Here is a 22,981-nt window from a genome sequence, read left to right on the forward strand (position 1 = left end):
TCCCCCGCGCCGGCCACCGTCCCGCCGCCCCGCTGCCCGGCCCACGCGGCCGGCGGAATCGCCCCGACCGGTCCCGGCGGCCTGCGCCGCCTGTACGGTCCCGAGGCCGAGACCGACCCGGCGGGCCTGTACGAGAAGCTGCGCGCCGAGCACGGGGAGGTGGCCCCGGTGCTGCTGCACGGCGACCACCGGGCGTGGCTGGTGCTCGGCCACGGCGCCAACATCACCGTGATGCGCACCCCCTCGCTGTTCTCCCGGGACTCGCGCCTGTGGAACGCCTTCCGCAACAACGAGGTCCCGGCGGACTCCCCGCTGCTGCCGGTGGTCGCCTGGCAGCCGATCTGCGTGTTCGCGGACGGCGACGAACACCGCCGGCTGCGCGGCGCGCTGCTGGACGGCCTGAACGGCTTCGACCGGCGCGGCATCCGCCGCCACGTCCGGCGCTTCACCACCGACCTGGTCCAGGTGGTCGGGCCGACCGGCCGGGCCGAGCTGGTCTCCCAGTTCGCCGAGCACCTGCCGATGCTGGTGATGACCAAGCTGCTCGGCATGCCGGACGAGTACGGGCCCCAGCTGGTGACCGCCGCCCGGGACCTGATGAAGGGCACCGATACGGCGATCGCCAGCAACGAGTACGTGGTCGCCGGCCTGCGCCGGACCATCGCCATCAGGCGCGACAACCCCGGCGACGACCTGACCAGCCGCCTGCTGGCACACCCGGCCGGGCTGACCGAGGACGAGGTGATGGAGCACCTGCGGGTGGTGCTGCTGACCGCGAACGAGACCACTGTCAACCTGATCGCCGACTCGCTGAAGATGGTGCTCACCGACCCGCGCTTCCGCGCCCACCTCTCCGGCGGCCAGATGACCCTGGGCGAGGCGCTGGACCAGGTGCTCTGGGACGCCCCGCCGATGTCCCTGGTGGCCGGCCGCTGGGCGACCGCCGACACCGAGCTGGGCGGTCAGCAGGTCCGGGCCGGGGACCTGCTGCTGCTCGGGCTCGCGGCGGGCAACGTCGACCCGGTGGTCCGGCCGGACCTGGCGGCCCCGCTGTACGGCAATCGCTCCCACCTGTCCTTCGGCGCCGGGCCGCACGAGTGCCCCGGCCAGGACATCGGGCGGCACGTCGCCGAGGCCGGGATCGACATCCTGCTCACCCTGCTGCCGGACGTCCGGCTCGCGGTGCCCGAGGAGGAACTGGCCTGGAGCTCGGCCTGGATCTCCCGGCACCTGACGGCGCTGCCGGTGGAGTTCACCGCCCGCGACATCGAGCCGGACCCGCTCTCGGTGGCCGAGGCCGAGCAGGCGGAGGCGAGGGCGGAGGCCGGACGAACGGACGCGGAGCAGGCGAAGGCGGCGCCGGAACAGGCCGTCCCGGCGCCGCGGGGCGCCGGAGCGCCGGATCCGACGATCCCGGCGCAGCGGCGCAGCTGGTGGGACGTGCTGACCGGCGTGTTCCGGCGCTGAGCCGCCCGGCGGTCAGCCGTCGCGCCCGTCGGTCCGGCGCCGGTACAGGGTGAAGGTGTCCACCGGAGTGAGGTCGCCGTGCGGTCCGTCGAAGGTGTAGTAGGTGACCTTCATGGTGGTGGTGCCGCCGCGCTGGTCCCCCGGGTCGACCTCGAAGGCCGCGAAGCCGTGGGTGTGTTCGCGGTCCTGGACGGCGGCCCAGGGCGCGTCCTCGGTGAGCCAGATCGACTCCCGGTACGGCGCCCCCGGTTTCGGGTCCTCCAATCCGATGACCACCCGGCCCTTGGGCTGCTCGAAGAGGTCGTCCTGTGTGGTGGCGGCGTTGCCGCCGGCCCCGATGATCATGTGGACGGTGCCGCGCCCGGTGTCGACCAGGTCGGTGCGGGTGCCGGTCGGCACCGGGGTGCGGGTGTCGTTGGGCAGGGTGCCGCGGACGGGGTGGGAGCGCTCGTAGTAGTGCTCGTGGCCGCACACCACCAGGTCGACCCCGTAGGCGTCGAACAGCGGGCCCCAGGTCTCCCGGAGGCCGAGGTCGCTGCCGGAGCCGTGCATCGAGCTGGAGATCATCGGGTGGTGCATGCAGACCACGATCCAGTCGATCGCCCGGCTGCTCCGCGCTGCCCGCAACTCCCGTTCCAGCCAGCGCCGCTGGGCGCCACCGGAGTAGCCACGGAGGTAGGTGTCGCCGGAGTTCTGGATGGCCTCGTCGTCGTTGGCGAGGCTGATGAAGCGCACCGAGCCGACGGTGAAGGCGTACCACATGCCGCGGGTCTCCTCGTCGGAGGAGGCCGAGGAGTCGGGGAGGGAGAAGTAGGCCTGGTAGCCGAGCGCACCGATCGGGCCGTTGCCGCCCTCGTTCTCGTGGTTGCCGGCGCAGGGCATCCAGGGCCGCAGCCGGGTGGAGCGGCTGTTGCTGATGAACCAGTCGGCCCAGGTCGCGGTGCGGCTCTGGCCGTGGCGGCCGGCGTAGGAGGAGTAGCAGAGGTCGCCGTTGACGAGGTTGAACAGCGGCCCGACGCGTTCGACGGCGGCGACGATGTCGGCGGAGGCCGCGGTGCCGACCTGGCTGCTCATGAACACCGGGTACTTGCCGAGCGGCGAGGGCATGCCGTCGGGGAACGTGATCCGGCGCCGGAGGTTGGGGGCGGCCTGGTCGCCGAAGCTGGTGAAGGTGAAGGGGACGCGGCCGCGCGGGGCGGTGGTGAAGGTGCCGGTCTCGGGGTTGGCTCCGTCGTGGCCGGCGCTGTAGAGGTAGGTGGTGCCCGGGCGCAGGCCGGTGAGGCGCGCGTGGTGGACGTACACCTCGACCTTGTCGATCGAGTCCCGGTAGGTGCGGGTCTCGGCCTGGACGACCCGGCCGAGGCCGCCGTCCGGTGAGCCGTAACGCACCTGGGGGCGGCGGACGGACTGCGGGGTGAGCCAGGAGACGGTCATCTCCGTGCCGGCGTCGGTGCCGAACTGGAGGTGCAGTCCGCTCACTCCGGCCGTTCCGGCCCGGTGCGGGGTGGTCTGCAACAGCGGGCTGGTGGGCGCGTCATCGGCCGGTTGGGCGGCCGCGGGTTGCGCGGCCGCCGTCGAACCTGCTGCCACCAGGGCGGCTCCGGCCGCCGATGTGCCCTTGAGGATGGACCTGCGTGCGATGGTCATGAAAGCTCCGCCTGCCGAGTGGGGGGTTCGACGGGCAGTCACTTTAATGTCATGAGCACGTAAAGACGATCGTTTTCACAGGCTTCTATTCGACGGCCGTCGAATCGACGGGATACCGGCGGCGGCGAACCGCACGGCGCCGGCTGCCCCGAGCACCGACCACGGCCGGCTACACCTTGCGGCCGACTCCTCCGTACACCGAGACCTTGTCCTCGCCCGGAGCCGGGGCCCCGGCGGGCTCCGGGTGCCAGTCGTCGATCAGGACCACGCCCGGATCGTCCATCTCCAGCCCGGTGAAGAAGCGTTCGACGCGCTCGCGCGAGCGGAAGTGGAGCGTGATCCCGGCCTCCGCGTAGCGGCGGGAGGCGGTCGCGGTGCGCTCCGGCGCGATGTCGGCCGTCCCGGCGGACAGGGCGAGGAAGCTGCCGGCGGGCAGGGCGTCCAGGAGTGTGCGGACGGGCGGGTGCGCGGCCTCGTCGGAGAGGAAGTGGACGATGTTGACGAGCGTCAGGGCGACCGGCCGGCCGAGGTCCAGGGTGGCGGTGACACCCGGGTCGCCGAGGAACCGCTCCGGCTCGCGCAGGTCGCCCTGGACGTAGGCGGTGCGGCCCTCCGGGGTGCTGGTGAGCAGGGCGCGCGAGTGGGCGAGCACGATCGGGTCGTTGTCGACGTACACCACGCGGCAGGCCGGGTCGACGGCCTGCACTATCTCGTGCAGGTTGGGCGCGGTGGGGATGCCGGTGCCGACGTCCAGGAACTGGCGGACTCCGTGCACCTCGGCGAGCCGACGGACCATCCGGTGCATCACGGCGCGGGCGGCGGTGGCGTCCGCGCGCACGCCGGGCAGGTCGGCGATGACGCGGTCGCCCACCTCCCGGTCGGCCGGGAAGTTGGTCTTGCCGCCGAGCAGGTAGTCGTAGACCCGGGCGGAGTGCGCCCGGTCGGTGCGTAGGTCCACCTGCGGCGCTTCCTCGAACCCGGGCTCGGTCAGCCAGCTCTCCGACAGACCCGCCCCCAGCGCGCGATCGTCCGCCCTGTCGTCGTCCAGCCTGTTGGTGCCCGGCGTGTCGGTGCCCACGCTCACCCTCCCCGTTCAGCGATGGTCCGGACCACTCAACCACAGCGGATGAGTGTCCGTCAGGCGGTTTCCGGTGTCCGCTGAACCGGACCTTCCGCCTCCCGGACGGCCGCGGCGAAGGACGGCACCTTCATCGCCGTCAGGAGCGCGAGGGCCGGGCCGGCCGTGCAGACGGTGACGTATCCGGGGATGACGCCCAGCCAGTGCCGGTCGCCCAGCCACTCGGCGAGCAGCGGGAAGGTGCCGCCGAACGCGGCGATGGTGGCCGCGTTGACCACGCCGAGGCCGACCGCGCGCACCTCGGTCGGGAACAGCAGTCCGGTGAAGACGTTGAGCGTGCCGAGCACGGTGGCCACCAGCATCCCCAGCAGCACGGCGACGGCCTGGAAGGGCAGCCAGCCCTGGCGCAACCCGGCGAGCAGCACCCCGACCAGCGGGATCGGCAGGCCGAAGCCGATCCGGGCGACCGGCAGCAGACCGAAGCGGTCGGCGGCGGCGCCGGTGAGCAGCATGGTGACCAGCACCACGCCGAGCACCACGGTCATGAAGGAGGCCGCCTCCTCCTTGCCGATCACGTGGTAGGCGGCGGCGTACTGCGGCAGGTACACCAGCGCGAAGTAGTAACCGACCGTCCCGCCCAGGGTGTTGAGGAAGACGGTGAGAACCGCCCAGCGGTGCTCGCGCAGGGTCCGCAGGAACGGCGGGCGGGCGGTACGGCCCAAGCGCCTCCTGGCGTGGTGGAACTCCGCGCTCTCCGGCGCCCACCGCCGCACCCAGACGGCGGCCAGCCCGAGCAGTGCGGCGACCACGAAGCCCCAGCGCCAGCCGCCGTTCTCCAGGCCGGACGTGCCGAGGGTGTGGATCAGCAGGGTGAGCACCCCGAAGGAGAGCAGCGAGCCGAGGATGATCCCGCCGTAGGAGACCGAGCTGAACGCGAAGCGGTGGCGCGGCGGGGCGGTCTCGGTCACGTACGCGGCCACGCTCGGGGCCTCCCCGCCGAAGGCGAGGCCCTGCACCACCCGTGCGAGCACGGCCAGCACCGCCGCCCAGACCCCGATGCTGCGCTGCCCCGGAACGGCGGCGAGGCCCAGGCCGGCGACGGCGATCACGGCCATGCCGAGGCTCAGCGCGAAGCGCCGTCCCCGGGTGTCGCTGAGCCGCCCGATCAGGTACGAGCCGACCGGCCGGGCGACGAAGCCGACCGCGAAGGTGACGTACGCGCCGAGCACGCCGCTGACGCCGTGCCTGCCGTGCCCGAAGAGGTCCGCCGCGAAGTAGGGCGCGAGGACGGCGTAGATGTTCCAGTCGAAGGACTCGACCACCGACCCGACCGTCGCCGCGGCCAACTCCCGCCGCCGCCCGCCGACTTGCACCGTGTCACGGCACGGGTCCGCCCTACTGCTCTCTGTCATGGCCTCAGCATGGCACCGTTCGGGCCGCCGCGGAATCACACCCGGCATCCGGTGGACGGCGCCGCCGGCCCCTCGTGCGGAGAGCTCCGGGAATCCCATGTGACCGATGTGACAGGCAGTTGATATTTTCACCGCCGAGCTCGGCAACGCCGTCCTGCTCAGCCGTGACGGCGAGGGCCACCGGGTACGGCGCGAGCAAGTGCATCCGCGCCTCGGTGGACGCCTTCCTGCTGGACGGCACCGCCCCGGCGGCGGGCATCCACTGCCCGACCGACCGACCGGACCACACCGGTGACGGCGCCGGGCCTGCGGGCCTGGCGCCGTCACCGCTTTCCGGGCGCCCCGGTCAGTGGCCGGGGTGGTGGACGAACCGGTAGGTGTCCCGGTCGAGTTCGGTGACCTGGACGCCGATGACGGCGGGCCGGTCGATCCGGGCGCGCAGGGCGGCGAGCACCCGGGCGGTCAGTTCGGCGCGCTGCTCGGTGCTGCGGCCGGCCAGGATCTTCACCTCGACCAGCACCACCGCCTCGCCGCTGGTCCCGTCGCCGACGTGGTGCTCGCCGGTGGGGCGGAAGAGGGTCTTGCAGTCGGCCACCGTGGTGTCGATCACCTCGGTGATCGCCTGGTGGACCTCGGCGGCCAGATCCGCCCGGTCGAAGACGAGTCCGGCCGAATGGTCGACCAGGATCTGCGGCACGGGAACCCCCCGGAGTCGGTGACGGACGCTGTCGACGCTATCGGACGCGCCCCGGAGCCCTGGCGCGGGGTACGGCGCCGGGGCCCGGGGCGTGTCCGGTGGAGCGGCGGTCGGGTCAGCAGCCGAAGTTGATCTTCCGGAAGGTCACGTAGTGGTCCGCGGTGTAGTAGTCCTCGTGGTACTGCTTGCCGGTGACGATGCGACGGGCGCCGCGGGTCGGCGAGCCCGGGGTGACCACGGTGTACTCGTGGTAGTAGCCGGACGACTGCGCGGGCAGCACGCGCTCCCGGTTCTGGAAGACGACGCCGTCCTGGCTGTACGGGAAGGGACCACCGGAGGCGATCAGGTCGAGGGTGGTGTGGGCCTGGGAGGGCAGGGCGGACAGGCACACCGAGCCGCTCACGGCGGCGTGCGCCTCGGTGGCGACGGCGATCGGCGCGAGAGTGACCAGGGCGACGGTGGCGGTGGCGGCGACGCGAGTCTTCCACGCGCGTAGAGTTCGGGTCATGACAAACAGGATGGCGACCGCCCGGAGCCATCGGAAGCCCCGTTCCAACTCTTCATCTCCGGTCAACTCGCCGTACCGTCGGCCGACTCGGCCCGGTCAGCCGCCGAACCGGCCTCAGCCGCGCGACAGCACCAGCGACTGCACCGACGGGAGCCTGCGCCAGTCGCTGGAGACGATGCTCGCGTGCGCCTTCGCCAACTGCTCGGTGCGGGCCCGCGCCTGGTCGGCGGTCGGGTCGGTGCCGCTGATCTCCGGGGCGACCAGGTGGGAGTCCGTCATCACCAGCAGGTAGTGGGCGTTGTCGTACCAGGCGGTGTCGATGGTCCTGACGTAGGTGGAGGCGTCGCCGTCGAAGACCACGAACCAGGGCCGGATCGAGGCGTCCGCGCCGGTGTACTGGCTGCGCGGGTCGCCGGTGGCGGCGCCGAGCACGGACGGGAACACCTGGGCCTGGCCGATCCGCCCGGCCGCCGCCAGGTCGCGCAGGTGCCGGCCCTGCTCGACATCGGTGTGCAGGGTGTCGAAGGGGTTGCCCAGCTCGACCGTGCCCGGGATCGCGTACAGCAGCACCTTCCCGGCCAGCGCCGAGCGGCTCGGCCAGTTGCCCGCCCGCACCGCCTCGTCGACGCTCGCGTACGAGCCGCCGCCGGGCCTGGTCAGCAGGTCGGCCGGGCGCAGCACGGCGGAGCCGAGGTGCTGGGCGATCAGCGTGTCCAACTGGTCCGGGCCCATCCCGAGGTTGGCCGAGTAGCCCGGCTTGAGCTCCAGCTTGATGACCAGCGGCCCGGCGCCCGGGTGCGCGGCGAGCCAGATCCGGACGTCGTCCAGGCAGCTCTCCAGGTTCTGGTCGGTGCTGCCGCTGTAGAGCTGCGCGGGGGTGCTCGCGGCGGTGCAGTTGTTGGAGTTCCCGAACGGGTTGGAGTGGCTGACCTGCCACTGCTTGGTCACGATGTTCGGCCAGAGGTCCAGCTCGATCATCCCGGTCCCGGTGTCCAGGCCCTGGGCGAGGTGCGGGAAGGCGGCCGGGTCGTAGGTGTTGTGCAGGCCGACGGTGGTCGCGGAGCCGAACGGCAGGTCGCCCGGCCCGCTCGTGGTGGCGTCCGCCGGGATGGTCGGGATCAGCGCCGCCGCGGCGGCGATCAGGCCCGCGGCCAGGAATCCGGTCAGGGCGCGGCGTACGGTCATCGGAACGGTCCCCCCAAGTCGTGGGATGCCGGCCGCCCGGCTCCCGGGCAGCCTGACGAAGCATCGCCCGCCCGGGCGTGCTCAGGATGAAGAAGGCACGACAATAGCGTGACGACTGCACCGCTTCTCCCCGGCTCCCCTCCCCTTCCTCCACCCGATCCTCGCCCGTCGCACCCGCCACGCCCGGCGCCGTGACGCAACGTCATGGCATGGGAGCCCCGGGTTGGCGCGCCCCGGCCGGGGTGCGGCGGTCCGCACCCGAGACACCCGCGAGGCGCCGGGCGGCGGAGGGAACGATGCCCCTGGTCCGGGCACGACCTCTCGATCTCCTTGGACGGCTGCGGCACACCGAGCGGCGTCACCCACCTCACCTTCACCCGGCCGTAGCCGGCCCCGGAACGGACGACGGCGGCCTCCCCGCGAGTGCGGGGAGGCCGCCGTCCTGTCGCGCCACCGGATCGGAGCTACCCGGTCGGAGCCACCGGATCAGACCCGGTCGGCCGCGATCAGCACGTACTGGAAGGAGCCGTCCTTGTAGGACTCGATGAACGCCTCCTCGATGCCGGTCACCAGCGAGGTGGTATTCCGCAGCTCCCAGTAGGGCAGGGTGTCCGGGGTCAGGTCGATGATCGCCTGCGGCACCAGACGGTTGTCGGCCATCGCCCGCAGGTACTCGCGGCGCGAGTGGATGTTGCACTCGAAGTGGGCGTTGATCTGCGAGACCCACTTCGACGGCTGGCCGTAGCGCGGGTTCCAGCAGCCGGTGATGGTCACGTACCGGCCGCCGACGCTCAGCACCCGGGAGTGCTCGGCGAACAGGTCGTGCAGGTCGACGTACATGCTGGACTCGTTGTTCCAGGAGCCCGCGACCGAGCCGGTCTCGACGGGCATGTCCAGCATGTTGGCGACCCGGGAGCGGACGAACCCGCCGATGCCCAGCTCGGCGGCGCGCTTGTTGCCGAACTCGGCCTGCTGGGTGGAGAGGGTCAGGCCCTCGACCCGGCAGCCGAAGCGCTGGTGCGCCATCACCATCGAGCCGCCGCGGCCGCAGCCGGCGTCGACCAGGGTGTGGTCGGCGCGGATGTCGCCGAGGTGGTCGAGCAGCACGTCGGCCTGGGCGGACTCCAGGCGGTGCAGCTCGGCAATCACCTTCTTCTCGCGCTCGCTGTCGGTCGGGTCGCCGATCGCGGCCTGGTCGATCGCACCGATGCCGTAGTGGTGGTGGTAGAGGCCGTCGACGTCACCCAGGCGGAGGTTGACCGGACGGGCCTCGTGGTCCCAGTAACGTGCGATGTCGCCCTGGTACGGCGTCGCCGGGCCGGGGATGGCGCTGCCGGGGGTGGTGATGTCGTCGGTCACGGACATGGATCAGCTCCTAACGGATGGTTAACGGAAGCTCGCCGGCAGTCGCTCACCGGGGAGTGGTCATCGGAACGTGGTCACCGAAGGTCGGTCACCGGAAGGGGGATCGGTCGCCGGAAGTCGGTCCCGTCACCAGAAGTCGGGCAGCGTGTAGCGGTAGGTGTTGGTCTGGTGCCAGTAGTGGTTGCCGTCGACCCACGCGGCCACACCGCGCAGGAACCGTACGAGCGCGGGCACGGGGCAGGACACGGTCAGGGCCGCCGCCTCGGCTTCGAAGGCGCGCTGCAGGTCGTTGTGGACCTCGACCGCCTTCAGGTAGCCCTCCTTGCGGGAGACGCCCTCGCGCTCGGAGATCACCACCGGCAGGTTCAGATGCAGTCCGGGGCTGGACAGTTCCTTGGTGTACGAGTAAAGGTCGTTGACGATGGTGGTCGCGTTGCCGGCCAGGGCGATCACCCGCTGCATGGCGGGCAGTGCGTGCAGTTCGGCCGGCAGCTCGTAGCCGCCGACGGTGTCCGTGATCGTCGGGCAGGGGCGGAAGTTGTTGAACTGGCGCATGGCCAGGTACTCCCACACCTCCGGGACGTGGTCCGCCTGGTCCCAGGCGGCCTCGGCCAGGTACCCGAGGTGCAGCCGCGCCATGTCGTGCCGGAACCGGTCCGACTGGGAGGGTGTGGCGGCCCGGGTGAAGTACTCCATCGCCGAGTGGTAGGCGCGCCGGGGCGCGTCCGACGACAGCGAGGCCTCCCAGCCCGGGTGGTACTCCGGCGTGGTGTGCAGCGGGTCGAGCGCGGTGTGCGCGAGCAGCAGGCGGCTGCCCAGGCCGATCGGCGAACCGCCGAGGTCCTCGCAGTAGCAGTCGTCCACCGCGTTCTCGGCCACCATCAGGCGGGCCGCGAGCATCAGGTGGTCGACGCTCGGCGCGTCCGGGTGGCAGGCCACCATGTAGCGCCCGGTGGAGAACCCGTCGAAGTCCTTCTCCCACTCCGGCGGGTAGAGCTCGATCTCCTCCATCGCCCAGAGCTTGAGCTTCGCGCTGAGCGCCTCCACCCGCACCGGGTCGGGCTCGGCGATCGGGTGGTGGTACAGGCCGGGGATCGGGTCGCCGCTCCTGGGCTTGCCGCCGGTCGGCGCCTCGGCGACCGAGCCCTCGGCCGTCGGGGTCACGCCGGCGGGGACGGAGGACGTCACGCTGGGCGGGACCAGGAAGGATGACAGCCGGAGCTCGGGGGCCGGGGTCGCGGGCACCGCAACCTCGGGCACTGCGGCCTCGGGCACGGACGTCCCGGGCACCGAGGTCTCCACACCCGGGACCTCGGGCGCCGGAACGACAGGCGCCGGAACCACGGGCGCCGAGGCCTCGGCCGCCGGGGCCTGTGGCCGGAGCTGCACCCCGGAGGTGCCGAGTCCGCTGGGCCCGCGCAGGACCCGGTCGATCGCCGGGGAGCTCATGGGCCCACCGCCGGGGCGGTGACGGGCCCGGATGGTGTGTCCGTTCTGGCACGCAGGGGCATGGAGCCTCCTCTGAGAAGGATCGCACGACATGACGGGTCGTCATTTCGCCCGCCTTGAACGGGAACTCCGGCCGCGGCGGCCCCGTCTCGCTCGGTTCCCCACCGTATGCGCGAAGGCCCGTTCCGCATCGCAACGGACGATCTTCCTCACCCGATAGGGTGAACGTTCACGCTGATGACGTTTGGGGCCGCCATAGTCGTGCATCGCCCCGCGCCGCGCCGTGGCGCTCCAGCCTCGAACCGGCCGCCCGGTCCGGCCGCCGCGCGCGTCAAACCGGTGAAGCCCGGTCGTGCCCCACTCCGGGTGGCCCTGACATGCTTGAGGGCCTCCCGGATCGGTGCGGATTGCGACATCCGCACCGGCTTCCGGAAGGCCCTCAAGCCGCACCGCGACGCACCGCCGACCGGGACCGGACGGCTGCGCCCGGCGCAGGCGGTGCGGTCGAGCCGCCGGCGGTGCCGGCCTCCGCTCGGAGGCCGGCACCCGGGCTTGCCCAGGTTCCCGTCACGGATCCCGGCCGTACGGGGGTCGGTGGGAGTTCGCGCCGTCAGGCGGCGGACGGCGGGAGTTGGCCGGGGAGGAGGTGGGTGAGCATCTCCCGTAGCCGCACCGTCTCGTTCGGGGGCAGGGGCAGCAGCGGCGGCCGCGGCGGCCCGGCCGGGCGGTTCCGGATCTCCAGGCCCGCCTTGACGGCCCGGGGAAGGCCGTGGTGGACGATGAACCGCAGGAAGGGCAGCAGCTCCTGCAACAGCGCGTCCGCGCGGTCGTCGTGTCCGCCGATGACCGCGGTGTGGAGCTCCAGCACTCGCTGCGGTACGAGGCAGGGGGCGGCTGTGCACCAGCCGGCGGCTCCGGCACGGAAGGCGTCCAGCGCGACCGGGTTGCTGCCGTTGTAGACGGACAGCTCTCCGTCGGACAGCTCACGGATGGCGCGGAAGCGGGACACCTCGCCGGAGCTCTCCTTGACCATGGTGAGGTTGGGGATCTTCCGGGCGAGCGCGACCACCGTCTCCGGCCGCAGGTCCACGCCGCTGGTGCCGGGGTTGTTGTAGAGCATCATCGGCAGGTCGGTGGCACGGGCCACCTCGCTGTAGTGCCGGACGAGTTCGTCCTCGGTCAGCTTCCAGTACACCTGGGGCAGCACCATGATCGCGGTGGCGCCGTGGCGGGCGGCCACGCGGGCGCGGCGCACCGTGCCCTCGGTGCTCCAGTGGGAGACGCCGACGAGGGTCGGCACCTGCCCGGCCACCGTGTCCAGGGTGGTCTCGCAGACCGCGTCCCACTCCGTCTCGGTCAGGTAGGCGCTCTCGCCGGTGCTGCCCAGCGGGGCGACGGCGTGGCTGCCGGCGGCGACGAGGTCGCCGGTGAGGCTCCGCAGCGCGGACAGGTCGACCTCGCCGGTGACGGCGTCGAAGGGGGTGACCGGGTAGGAGATGATGCCCTTCAGGGGAGGGTTGGCCATCAGAGGTCCACCTGTCCGGTCACGCAGTCGGGGTGGTTGCGCAGCGCCTTGCGCGCGTAGTAGGCGAAGTTCGCCCTGCTGCGCCGGTCGGTGGAGGTCCAGTCGTGGGCCTCGCGGGCCAGAGCCGGGTCCAGGGGCTGGATGGTCCCCGCCGACATCGCCAGCAGCTGGAGGCGGGCGGCCCGCTCGATGAGCAGCGCCAGGGTGCAGGCCTCCTCGATCGTGGAGCCCGTCACCAGCTGGCCGTGGTGGGCCAGCAGGATGGCCCGCTTGTCGCCGAGGGCGGCGGAGATGATCTCGCCCTCCTCGTTGCCCACCGGCACGCCCGGCCAGTCCTTGAGGAAGGCGCAGTCGTCGTACAGCGGCGTCGTGTCCATCTGGGAGACCACCAGCGGCACTTCCAGCATGGCGAGCGCCGCCGTGTGCAGCGGGTGCGTGTGGATGATGCAGTTGACGTCCGCGCGCTCCCGGTAGATCCAGGAGTGGAAGCGGTTGGCGGGGTTGGGCATGCCCGTCCCCTCCAGGACCTCCAGGTCCTCGTTCACCAGCAGCAGGTTGTCCTCGGTGATCTCGTCGAAGCCCAGCCCGAGACGCTGGGTGTAGTAGGTGCCCGGCTCCCGCCCGCGTGAGCTGATCTGCCCGGCGAGCCCCGAGTCGTGGCCGCCGTCGTAAGCGATCCGGCAGGTGAGCGCCAACTTCTGGCGCGTGGTCAGTTCCGAGTCCCCGAAGTGCCGGTCCATCTGCCGCTCGGCGCGGTCGACGAGGACGTCCTTCGGGTCCTGCAGCGTTTTCGCCATGTGTGTCTGCTCCCGTTTTCCCGGCCCCGCCCCGGTGGCGAGGCCTGCGTCCGGAGCCGCAGCCCCGGAGGAAACTTTGTTCACCATAGGACACAAGGTTTCCTCTGGCAAGAGTTCCCTCACCCCCCGGGGCGGGCGCCCACAGCCCGGACGCGCCAAGGGCGGACGATGGCGGACGGGACCGGCAGGGGGCACCTCCCGAGCGTGCCGATAGCGTCGCGGCGTAGCATGGTTCGCTATAGGACACGAGGTGTCATCGGGGCGGGCGGCAAGCGCGGCCCCGTCGGCCGAGGGCACGGGAGAGGGAGACGCCAGTGATCAACCGGGTACGCCGGCTGCGCAAGGAACGGCTGATGACCCTGGAGGCGCTGGCCGAGCGGTCCGGCGTCACCAAGAGCTACCTGTCGAAGGTCGAACGCGGCCAGAGCGTTCCCTCGATCGCCGTGTGCGCGTCCCTCGCCAAGGCCCTCGAAGTCCCCCTGGACAGCCTCTTCGCCGAGGCCGAGGAGCTGAGCGAGGTCACCGTCACCCGGGCCGCGGAACGTCAGGCCCTGACCTCCCCGGACGAGTCCGGCACCCGCTACGAGGGCATGGCGCTCGACGCCGGCGCCAAGGGCATGACCCCGTTCATGCTCTACCCGCCGCTCGACGACGGTCCCGCCCCCTTCCGGGACCACCCCGGTGAGGAGTTCGTCTTCGTCCACGAGGGGCAGGTCGAACTGGTCCTCCCGTCGCGCGCGATCCCGCTCGACGCCGGCGACTGCGCCTACTTCAAGGCCACCACGCCCCACCGGCTGCGCTCCCTGGGAACCAGACGCGCCACGGTCCTCCTGCTGGTCTCCAGCGACTACGACGCTTCGCACGACGCCCGGCCCCCGTACTCACGCCTGCCCTGAGGCGGGCACGCCACGGAGGCCTGCCAAAGTAGCGGCCGTTTCAGTCGAGCGCCAGCACCGCCGTCGGTGACACCACGGCGTCGCCGAGGGCGAGGTGCACGGCCAGCAGGACTCCGGCGGCGCCCGTGGCCAGGTCCTCGGAGAACCTGAGGAGTTGGGAGCCGGGGACGAAGAGCGCCCCGGAGTCGTGGCTGAGGTGCCAGGAGAGCCGGGCGACCTGGCGGTCCACCTCACGTCTCGGCGCACCCAGCACGGCGAGGGTGGCGGCGAGTCCGGCTCGCCCCTGCACCAGGCCGGGTTCTCGGACGAACGACGACGTACACACCTTCCCCGCGCCGCCGACCAGAGCGTCGAGGTCCTCGTCGCCGCCACCGGCGGCCGCCAGGTAGGCCGTGGCGACCAGGGCCACGCCGGCGCTGCCCACGCCCAGATAGGCCAGGTGGGTGCCGTCACCGCGACGGACCTGCACGGTGCCGTCCGGCAGGGTGACGCACCGCGCGAGGTCGGCGGCCAGCGCCACGCGGGCCGCCGTCAGCCACCGCTCGTCCCCGGTCGCGCGGTGCAACGCCAGGTGCAGGAGCGCTGGACCACTCATGCCGTCCAGCAGCCCGGCGTTGTCCGGAGGATGCGGCAGTTCCCCGGCGAGGAACTCACCGATCCGCACGGCCGCCGCCAGATCACCCATTCTGAGCCTGACGATCCCGGCTCCGGCCGCGCCGGTGGCCAGCCCGACGGCCGACCGGGGAGGGTCGGTCACCCGGTCCAGGAGTTCCGCGGCCTCCTCCCGGCGGCCGAGGTCCGCCAGCACGGAGACCGTCCCGTGCAGGCCGTGGAACAGGCCGCCGCCGGCGGCCGGGTCGGCACGACGGGCCGCGTCCAGCAGCCACCCGGTGTACTCGTCGGGAACCGGCTCCCCGACCCGGCGCAGCGCGGCGAGCACACCGGCGGCGCCGTGCGCGAACGTGTGCCCGCCGAAGGCGAAGGCCTCCGGGCCGCCGGGAAACAGGCGGTCGGTCCGGTCGGGCGTGGCGGTCGCGTGGATGCCCGCCACGAGAGCGCGGCACAGTGCGGGGCCGTCCGGGTCGGCCGGGTGGCTCTCCAGCCATCCCGCGTCAGTGGCGGGAACGCCGAACAGGAGCCGGACCGTCCTCTCGTTCTCGTCGGGCTCCGGTGCCTTCCCGGGCGCGATGTCGGGGAACCGGTCCTCGGCCAGCCGCAGAAGGGTGGCCGCCTTTCCCGGATCCAGATCACCGATTTCGGTCATCGGCAGCAGCATCCACAGTTTCAGCAGGTCGAGCGCGCGCAGATCCGCTTCGGCCGCGGACAGGTGGCGTGGCGGCGTGAACCCCGCCGCACCGGGACGAGGAGCGTCCGGGTCGTCCAGATCGGCCGCGTACTCGAAGTCGACCAGGGCGAGCGACCCGTCCGGGCGGACGATGATGTTCGCGGGATGGAGGTCGCCGTACGCCAGACCGCGGGCATGGACGGCAGCCAGGGCGTCACGGACGCGGTCGACGGTGTTCCGGACCCAGCGAGCGTAGTCGAGGAGGTCTCGCCGCGTATTCGACACCCACACGAGCGGGTTGCGGGCGACGACGGCGCGCAGCAGGGACTCGCCGGCGATGTACTCCTCCGCCAGGTACAGATGTCCCCAGACCTCGTGGAGTCCGAGGACTTCGGGCACACAGCCCACCCCGGCGAGCCGTCCCAGAACGGAGAACTCGTGCCTCAGCCGGGTTCGGGCGTCGAGACCGAACCGGTCCAGCCCGCTGTAGGGGCGCGCCTCGCGCAGGACCAGCCGCTCGCCGGTCCGGGCGTCCGTCGCGAGGTAGATTCCGCCGGAGTTGGTGAAGTGAAGGGCTTCCTCGACGACGAACGGCGGCGCCTGCTGCGTGACGGTCTCGCGGGCCGTCAGGTGAGGAACCAGGATGTCCGGCATCGTCACCCAGGAGGGAGTCCGGAAGACCGGCCGCCGTTCGTCGGGTTCGTACCCACCGGGTCCGCGGAGGACGGGCAGTGGCCTGCCGTCCGGCCCCGGTCGGCAGAGCAGCCGAAAGGCCCCGTAGCGCACATGGACGGGAGAACTCCCGATCCGCAGGTCGGTGAGGATGAACGGGGCTTCCCGGCCGTCCAGAGCCGACACCAGATCCTCGACCAGCGTGCCGAACCGAGTCTCGCTCGGCGGATAGACGGTGATGAACTTGCCGCTGCCTTCCCGTGCGGCGTGAGCGGCGCCGGTGATCCTCAGGGCGTCCAGGCTGCGGAGGAACTTGAACGGGACCCCCCTGCGGAAACAGATCCGCGCGGCACGGTCCAGCGTGTCGGCCGCCTCCTCCTGGACGGCGGCGACGTGGATCTTCCACCCTTGGTCGGGCAGTCGGTGCCCCTGGGGAACGCGCAGCTCCCACAGGCCCATCGAGCGACGGAACCACCCGTCCGGTACCGGGGCGTCGGCGAACTCGAAGCGGGTCGCGGCGTCGTCCATGCGGTAGGGCGCATCGTAGAACCGCCCGTCGACCAGGCAGTACATCTGGGTGGCCTGGAGGTCGGTCATCGTTGCTCACCTCGCGGATCCGGGACGAGAAGGAGCGAAGCCGTATCGCCGGCCACCGGCCCGCACGGCCGCGGCAGGGGGCCGGAGCGACCAGACCGCGACCGTCGGACTTCAGCTGGCTCTTCCAATTCCACCTCCGCCGAAGGCGATACCGCACGAGGCTCCGGAAGGACTCACTCGGATTCCGCGCGGGTCATGATGACGCTCAGGAGGCTGAAGCAGCTGTGGCCGCCGCCGGCCGAAGCGGCGGCGGCCTCGACCGAGGGCTTCCCCTGCCGCTCGAGCACCTTGCCCAGCGCGACGTTCGCCGCGTCTTCCGCAGCTTTCGCGACGTCCTTGAATTGAGGACTGTTCAGGAGCTGCGAGATCGCTGCGTCTCCCGATTCGGACATGATCTGTCCTCCTTTCCGAAGAACGGGGCGTTCACGTATCGAAGTTGGTGTGAACGCCCCCGCACCTCGACCGTACGGCATGGAATCCCGCCCCGCCAGCGGCGACTGCCGGGCCGAAAGATGGTTCGCCACACAACGAAATCACCTCTCCGTAACCGCTCCCGCCGGAATTGCGCGGCAGATTTCCCGGAATGGTCACGCATGGTTGAGTCCCGTTCTGAAACCGCGCTCGTCATTCCGATTTCTTCCGCAGTTCGGCGACGGGGCGCGGCCGCGTCCCGGCCCGCACCGCGGACCGGCCGGCCCCTCCCGGCCGGGCCCGGTGCACGACCGCACGCGTAAGGGGGACCAGAATGGGCGGGGCGCCGTGAGGGAACGGGGCCAGGAAGGAAGACCAGCGCATGGAGAGCCAGGCCCGCAGCCGCACCGCACTCGTCGAGGAGCTCATGGAGCGCTATCCCGACGTGCCCCGGGAGGCGGTGATCAAGGAGGACCTGCTGCGCGGGGGCATGGCCTTCGACGAGTCCGCGCTCAGCGGCAGCGCCGGCGCCGACGGGGGCGGCGAGGTCAAACCGAAGTCGTACTTCATCTTCTCCTTCGACCACCGCACCCTGCCCGAGCTGGGCGCCGCCGCACTCAACCGGCCGCCGGAGGAGATCGTGCTGACCGGCGGGCCGTACGGGCTGCGCCGCACGGTGGTGTCGGTGCGGGTGAACCCGGACTCGCCCTACCGGGTCGGCGCGGGCGAGGACGGCACCCTCGGGCTCTACCTGGACGGTGCGCGGATCGCCGACGTCGGCCTGCCGCCGATGCCGGACTACTACCGGCACACGCTCGCCAACGGGAAGTCGGTGATGGAGGTCGCCCCGACCATCCAGTGGGGTTACCTGATCTACCTCACGGTGTTCCGGGTCTGCCAGTACTTCGGTGCCAAGGAGGAGTGCCAGTACTGCGACATCAACCACAACTGGCGCCAGCACAAGGCCGCCGGCCGACCGTACACCGGGGTCAAGCCGGTCGAGGAGGTGCTGGAGGCGCTGGCGCTGATCGACGAGCACGACACCGCCCGCGCCTCCCAGGCGTACACCCTCACCGGCGGCGCGATCACCTCGCACGTCGGGGGCCGGGACGAGGCCGACTTCTACGGGCAGTACGCCAAGGCCATCGAGGAGCGCTTCCCCGGCCGCTGGATCGGCAAGGTGGTGGCCCAGGCGCTGCCGCGCGAGGACGTCCAGCGCTTCCACGACTACGGCGTGCGGATCTACCACCCCAACTTCGAGGTGTGGGACAAGCGGCTGTTCGAGCTCTACTGCCCGGGCAAGGAGCGCTACGTCGGCCGGGACGAGTGGCACCGCCGGATCCTCGACTCCACCGAGGTGTTCGGCCCGGAGAACGTGATCCCCAACTTCGTCGCCGGCGTGGAGATGGCCGAGCCCTTCGGCTTCACCACGGTGGACGAGGCGATCGCCTCCACCGAGGAGGGCCTGCGCTTCTTCATGTCCCACGGTGTGGTGCCGCGCTTCACCACCTGGTGCCCCGAGCCCACCACCCCGCTCGGCAAGGCCAACCCGCAGGGCGCGCCGCTGGAGTACCACATCCGGCTGTTGCAGACCTACCGGGCGACCCTGGAGGAGTTCGGCCTCTCCTCCCCACCCGGCTACGGCCCGGCCGGCCCGGGCCGGGCGGTCTTCTCGGTGAGCTCCTTCATGGACTCGCTGCCCGGCTGAGCACAGGGCGACGGCGCCGCCCCCGGCGGGGTGGCGCCGTCGGGGGTGCTGCCGATCGCCGGGTGTTTCAACTCCCGTTCAGCGGGCGGACGGTGAGGATCTGCTCGGCCCGGCCCAGCGGTCCGTGGACGTCGTGCAGCACGGTGCTGGTGACGCCGTGCCCGGCCGGGCCGAAACTCACACTGGTGTCCAGGCCGGTCCAGCGGCCTTCGGGGCGGCGGTGGAAGTGGATCGTCAGGTCGGTGTTGGGGAACATCCACTCGGTGGGATTCTGCCGCACGGCGATGCCGTTCGCGGTGTCGACCAGCATGACGAAGGAGGCGTGCGGGCCGCTGGGCTCCCCCGCGACCAGCTCGACGGGGCTGGAGATCCAGGCGGCGGCGCGGCCCGGGGCGGTCTCCCGGCGGCGGACGTCGATCGAGGCGATGTAGCCGCCGCCCCACAGCCCGCCCATCGTCCAGGGCTCGAACTCCTCGGGCGCGGGCAGTGGCTCGTCGTGGGTGCCGGCGACGGCGGTGGTGTCCAGCTCGGCGAGGAACCAGGCGCGGGCCCGGACCACGGCGCGCCCGCCGATCACCACCGTGGCCTCGATCAGCTCGATGGTGCGCCCGGGGCGGACGGTCTCCACCGTGATCTCGAACTCGTCGAGGGCGATCAGGCCGAGTATGTCGTAACTGATCCGGGCCAGTGCCAGGCCGTCGGCGGGGCGGCCGGCCCGCTGGTGGCCGGCTCGGTGGCGGTCGATGGCGTGCACGATCAGGCCGCCGAGCGGGCTGAAGTGCTGCTCGTCGGGGTGCCAGGCGCCCTGCGCCTGCACGGTGGGCTTGTAGTGGTGCTCGCCGGTGCGCTGGTAGTAGCTGTCGGGCGCGGCGGTGGGGGTGGTCACGTGCGCTTCTCCTCGGGCGGGATCGCTGACTGCCGGGCGGGCGCCGCCGTGGTAAGACGGCGCCCGACCTCGGCGTTCAGGATCGTAAGGGGCCGAACCGCCTGCGCGGTGTCACGGGTGACGCATCCCACACCGCCGGAGGTTCCGGGCCGTCACCGCGCGACCAGCGGGTAGTGGTCGGAGAGATCGGTGTAGGTGTAGCTCTTGCCCCAACTGCTCACCGTCCAGGGCGCGCTGTGCACCCGGACCACCTCGTTGGTGTACTGCTGCGGGCGGGCGTGGTCGGCCCGGTAGAGGACGTAGTCGAGGTCCTCCTTGGGCTCGCCCGGGTAGCGGTAGGCGGCGATGGAGTTGTCCACGGTGTCGAAGGAGTACGGCCAGCCGGTGCGGGCGGAGGCCGGGGCGAGGTTGCCGTTGGTCAGCAGTGCCTGGTACTCGGAGCCGTGCGAGTCGATGTTCAGGTCACCGGCGACGACGATCGGCTCGTCGGCCGGAATCCGCTTGGCGTCCAGGAACGAGCGCATCGCGGCGAGCTGCTTCGCCCGGATGTCCGCAGCCTGGCCGCTCGCGCAGCCCGAGTCGGTGGACTGGAGGTGGGTGCCGACCACATGGGTGCGGCGGCCGTCGACGTCCAGCACCGCGTAGACGAAGCCCTTGTTGGAGAACCAGTCCGAGCCGCAGGCGTCCTTGTAGACGTACTGCTCCTTGCGCAGGATCGGCCACTTGCTGAGCAGGGTGACGCCGCCGTCCTCGGGGGTGGCACCGCTGTAGCTGCCGGAGGTCGCGTCCCAGCCGCTGGTGGAGCGGCCGACCACCGGCGTGTGGTATGGGTAGGCGGCCGAGGCCTTGGCGGTCAGCGCGTCGGAGGCCGCGTTGTCGAAGGCCTCCTCCAGCACGACCACGTCGTGGCCCTGGAAGAAGTCCGCCGAGGCGATGGCCTGGGCCCGGTACTGCTGGCCCCAGTTGGGGTAGAGCGAGGTGCTCATCAGGAACGTGTTGTACGTCAGCACGTCGAGCGGGGGTGCGGTCGCCGGGGCGCTCTCGGCCGAGGCCGGGGCGGTGCCGAGCACGGCGAGGACGGTCGCGGCGGCGCCGGCGGCGAGGGCGCGGCGGACGGACGACAGGGGCATCGGGCCTCCGTGGGGGCGATGTCGTGGACCCGTGGGGTCGAGGGATGTTGTGTATCCAACTTGGCCCGCGACACACCCCGCAAGACGTCGGGCGAGCATTCGGTGAACTCGTCGGTAACACCGCCGTCGGCCCGATGTGGCTCTCTCAAGGGAGTCGAGAACACCCTGACCCGACTCCGGACGCGGGATCCGGACCGGGCTTTCCGGGTGTCCGGAGCTGCCGTCACACTGTCGCAAGCACGAGACCGCGGCACCGAACGGGAACAGCATGGCAGGCAGGAAGAAGCAGAAGAGGCCGCTCGCCGAGGGAGTGACCCCGCCTCCGAAGCGGGTCCGCAGGCGCTCGGAGCCCCAGCTCTCCCCGAAGGCCGTCCACCGGACGGCGTGGCTCACCGGGCTGCTCACCCCGGTGCTGATGGTCGGGGCGGCGGCGCTCGGCACCAATCCGGACTACCAGCTCCCGTGCGGCATCCTGGCGTTCCTGGTGCTCTCGGCGGGCGTCATCGGGATCGGCCTCATCCGCGCCCGCGGCTGGATCATCTGGCCGGCCGTCCTGTTCGGCGTGCTGTTGCTGGCGCTGCCGACGACGAGCTTCCGGGCGCAGATCATGGCCCAGCGCGGGGTGGAGACCGCGGTCGTGGTCACCGCGGCCCACAGCGCGAAGGACAGGAACGGCAGGGTCAGTTGGACCTGCGACATCCGCCGCGCCGACGGGCAGCCGCTGCCGCACGCCCGGGTCGGCGGCTTCGGCTGCTCGGGCACGTACGCCGTCGGCGACACCGAGAACATCCTGGTCGACCCGGCGGGCTGGGCACCGCCGGTCTCACCGGACGAGGACCTCGCCTTTCGCCGCGGCGGCGTCTACGTCACCGCGGCGCTGGCCGTCCTGTGGAGCCTGCTCACCCTGGTCGCGGCGCGCCGCACCCTGCGGGAGGCGGGCGCGCGGCGCGGCTAGAAGCCCGGCAGGCAGCGCACCAGGACGTCCGCGCGGGTACCGTCCAGGGCGCCGTACAGCAGCGTGGTGCCGAGCGCGTCCACGGCGGGCGCGAAGGACGGGCCGACGGCCTCGGCGACCCGCTCGATCCGGCCGGTCCGCAGGTCCCGCCGGAAGACGTCCGTGGCGCCGTTGGTGTCGTCGGGCACCAGGCCGGCGTCGTCCGAGGCGAAGTAGGCCCAGCGGTCGTCCGCCGTCATGACGGCCGGTTGGGTGCCGGCGGGGGCCACCTCCGTCACCGCGCCCGTGTGCAGGTCGCGGGCGTAGAGCGCGACCCGGGTGGCGCCCTGGTCCGGTTGGAACACCCGGAACAGCGCGAACCTCCCGTCGGGGCTCAGCCGCCCCTGGCGCGCGGCGTCGCGCAGGGCCCCGCTCGGGTCGACGCTCGCGCCCTCGGTCCGGCCGGTCCGGGTGTCGTGGACGTAGAGCGGGAACAGCTGGCGGGTGGGCGGCGGCTTCAGGGCCTTCGGGGCGGGCTGGGCGACCGGCAGCAGGTTGGCCGCCTTCGAACGGAAGGCGACGGTCCGGCCGTCGGCACTGAGCGAGGGCTCCACCGAGCCGCCGTCGGCGGGCGCGCCGCCCTGCCCGGCGGTGACCAGGCGGGTGGCGCCGGTCTGGCGGTCGGTCAGGTAGATGTTGGCGGTGCCCGTCCCCGCCCCGGGGGCGAGATCGGCGCGGTCCGAGGAGTAGGCGACGAAACGGCCGTCGGCACTGATCGCGGGGCTGAGCGAGTTCCCGACGCCGGTGCCGGCGGTGAGCAGCTCGGTGCGGCCGGTGCGGCGGTCGCGGACGTAGACGTCGGTGCGTCCGCTGCCGTGCCCGGGAACGGCGTTGACGGCGTCGCTGCTGAAGGCGACGTACCGGCCGTCGGCGCTGATCGCGGCCTGGCTGCTGGAGCCGTCCAGCTGGGCGCCGTCGTCGGCGAGGCTGACCCGCTCGGTCCGCCGCGTCCACAGGTCGCGGACGAAGACGTCGTAGAGGCGGTTGGTGTCGCCGGGCACCAGGTTCGAGGCCAGCGAGGTGAACAGGGCGTAGCGGCCGTCGGCGCTCAGCCCGAGCGGCTCGGACCAGTCGTCGGCGGGCGCGCCGTCGGGGCTCACGTTCACCCGCACCGTGTCGCCGGTCGTCGCCGCGAACGCGGGCGTGGACGCAGGTGCGGGCGCGGGCCGGGCGTGCGCCGCCGGTACCCCGGTGCCCGCCAGCAGCGCGGCCGCCAGCGTGCAGACCACCCGTACCGCCGTCGTCTTCATGGGCTCCCCTCCCCTGTGGTCC

The 22,981-nt window shown here is 72.2% G+C and carries 19 protein-coding genes; 4 read left to right on the top strand and 15 right to left on the bottom strand.

What is annotated here, in order from left to right:
- A partial coding sequence (locus KS423_RS08305; protein WP_224276707.1) for a cytochrome P450 occupies positions 1-1,467 on the top strand: 1,467 nt, incomplete at its 5' end.
- Between the two features lie 12 nt (positions 1,468-1,479).
- Here KS423_RS08305 and KS423_RS08310 read toward each other — a convergent pair.
- The 10 genes from KS423_RS08310 to KS423_RS08355 all read right to left on the bottom strand — a co-directional run bounded on the left by KS423_RS08310 (position 1,480) and on the right by KS423_RS08355 (position 13,130).
- Positions 1,480-3,114 carry a metallophosphoesterase family protein gene (locus KS423_RS08310; RefSeq protein WP_224276709.1) on the bottom strand — a complete coding sequence of 545 codons (1,635 nt, stop codon included), beginning with the start codon at positions 3,112-3,114 and terminating at the stop codon, positions 1,480-1,482.
- A 169-nt stretch (positions 3,115-3,283) separates the two neighbouring features.
- The gene (locus KS423_RS08315) at positions 3,284-4,105 is read right to left on the bottom strand and encodes an SAM-dependent methyltransferase (RefSeq protein WP_224276750.1); all 822 of its coding nucleotides are present in this window, start codon (positions 4,103-4,105) and stop codon (positions 3,284-3,286) included.
- Between the two features lie 146 nt (positions 4,106-4,251).
- Positions 4,252-5,604 (bottom strand): MFS transporter, encoded by a 1,353-nt coding sequence (locus KS423_RS08320; protein ID WP_224276711.1) that lies wholly within the window; start codon positions 5,602-5,604, stop codon positions 4,252-4,254.
- A 346-nt stretch (positions 5,605-5,950) separates the two neighbouring features.
- Complete coding sequence (locus KS423_RS08325; RefSeq protein WP_224276712.1) at positions 5,951-6,301, bottom strand: 5-carboxymethyl-2-hydroxymuconate Delta-isomerase; 351 nt, start codon at positions 6,299-6,301, stop codon at positions 5,951-5,953.
- Between the two features lie 115 nt (positions 6,302-6,416).
- Positions 6,417-6,809, bottom strand: a complete 393-nt coding sequence (locus KS423_RS08330; RefSeq protein WP_224276714.1) for a ribonuclease domain-containing protein — start codon at positions 6,807-6,809, stop codon at positions 6,417-6,419.
- A 114-nt stretch (positions 6,810-6,923) separates the two neighbouring features.
- Positions 6,924-7,994: a phosphatidylinositol-specific phospholipase C domain-containing protein gene (locus KS423_RS08335; protein WP_224276716.1), complete on the bottom strand. Its 1,071-nt coding sequence runs from the start codon at positions 7,992-7,994 to the stop codon at positions 6,924-6,926.
- A 486-nt stretch (positions 7,995-8,480) separates the two neighbouring features.
- Entirely contained in the window at positions 8,481-9,359 is an 879-nt protein-coding gene (locus KS423_RS08340; RefSeq protein ID WP_224276719.1) for a geranyl diphosphate 2-C-methyltransferase, read from the bottom strand.
- A gap of 126 nt (positions 9,360-9,485) precedes the next feature.
- Positions 9,486-10,793 carry a family 2 encapsulin nanocompartment cargo protein terpene cyclase gene (locus KS423_RS08345; RefSeq protein ID WP_374119920.1) on the bottom strand — a complete coding sequence of 436 codons (1,308 nt, stop codon included), beginning with the start codon at positions 10,791-10,793 and terminating at the stop codon, positions 9,486-9,488.
- Between the two features lie 625 nt (positions 10,794-11,418).
- Positions 11,419-12,333, bottom strand: a complete 915-nt coding sequence (locus tag KS423_RS08350) for a dihydrodipicolinate synthase family protein (RefSeq protein ID WP_224276723.1) — start codon at positions 12,331-12,333, stop codon at positions 11,419-11,421.
- Complete coding sequence (locus tag KS423_RS08355; protein WP_224276725.1) at positions 12,333-13,130, bottom strand: aldolase; 798 nt, start codon at positions 13,128-13,130, stop codon at positions 12,333-12,335. The genes KS423_RS08350 and KS423_RS08355 overlap by 1 nt, the downstream gene beginning before the upstream one ends.
- 314 nt (positions 13,131-13,444) lie before the next feature.
- Here KS423_RS08355 and KS423_RS47940 point away from each other — a divergent pair, with 314 nt between their 5' ends.
- Positions 13,445-14,026, top strand: a complete 582-nt coding sequence (locus tag KS423_RS47940) for a helix-turn-helix domain-containing protein (RefSeq protein WP_224276727.1) — start codon at positions 13,445-13,447, stop codon at positions 14,024-14,026.
- A 40-nt stretch (positions 14,027-14,066) separates the two neighbouring features.
- On the opposite strand, the gene lanKC is transcribed toward KS423_RS47940, so the two are convergent.
- On the bottom strand, positions 14,067-16,580 hold the full coding sequence (gene lanKC / locus KS423_RS08365; RefSeq protein ID WP_224276729.1) for a class III lanthionine synthetase LanKC: 2,514 nt from the start codon (positions 16,578-16,580) through the stop codon (positions 14,067-14,069).
- Positions 16,581-16,753: 173 nt separating this feature from the next.
- Positions 16,754-16,972: a hypothetical protein gene (locus KS423_RS08370; protein ID WP_224276730.1), complete on the bottom strand. Its 219-nt coding sequence runs from the start codon at positions 16,970-16,972 to the stop codon at positions 16,754-16,756.
- Between the two features lie 401 nt (positions 16,973-17,373).
- Here KS423_RS08370 and KS423_RS08375 point away from each other — a divergent pair, with 401 nt between their 5' ends.
- Complete coding sequence (locus KS423_RS08375; RefSeq protein WP_224276732.1) at positions 17,374-18,699, top strand: radical SAM protein; 1,326 nt, start codon at positions 17,374-17,376, stop codon at positions 18,697-18,699.
- 67 nt (positions 18,700-18,766) lie between these two features.
- On the opposite strand, the gene KS423_RS08380 is transcribed toward KS423_RS08375, so the two are convergent.
- Positions 18,767-19,585 carry a thioesterase family protein gene (locus tag KS423_RS08380; protein WP_224276734.1) on the bottom strand — a complete coding sequence of 273 codons (819 nt, stop codon included), beginning with the start codon at positions 19,583-19,585 and terminating at the stop codon, positions 18,767-18,769.
- A gap of 152 nt (positions 19,586-19,737) precedes the next feature.
- Complete coding sequence (gene sph, locus KS423_RS08385) at positions 19,738-20,715, bottom strand: sphingomyelin phosphodiesterase (RefSeq protein ID WP_224276736.1); 978 nt, start codon at positions 20,713-20,715, stop codon at positions 19,738-19,740.
- 268 nt (positions 20,716-20,983) lie between these two features.
- Between sph and KS423_RS08390 the strand changes: the two genes are divergently transcribed.
- Positions 20,984-21,670: a hypothetical protein gene (locus tag KS423_RS08390; RefSeq protein WP_224276738.1), complete on the top strand. Its 687-nt coding sequence runs from the start codon at positions 20,984-20,986 to the stop codon at positions 21,668-21,670.
- Here the strand turns inward: KS423_RS08390 and KS423_RS08395 are convergent.
- Positions 21,667-22,959 (bottom strand): hypothetical protein, encoded by a 1,293-nt coding sequence (locus tag KS423_RS08395; RefSeq protein WP_224276740.1) that lies wholly within the window; start codon positions 22,957-22,959, stop codon positions 21,667-21,669. The genes KS423_RS08390 and KS423_RS08395 overlap by 4 nt on opposite strands.
- Between the last annotated feature and the right edge of the window lie 22 nt (positions 22,960-22,981).

Source organism: Streptomyces sp. LS1784, assembly GCF_020103755.1.
Classification (GTDB): Bacteria; Actinomycetota; Actinomycetes; order Streptomycetales; family Streptomycetaceae; genus Kitasatospora.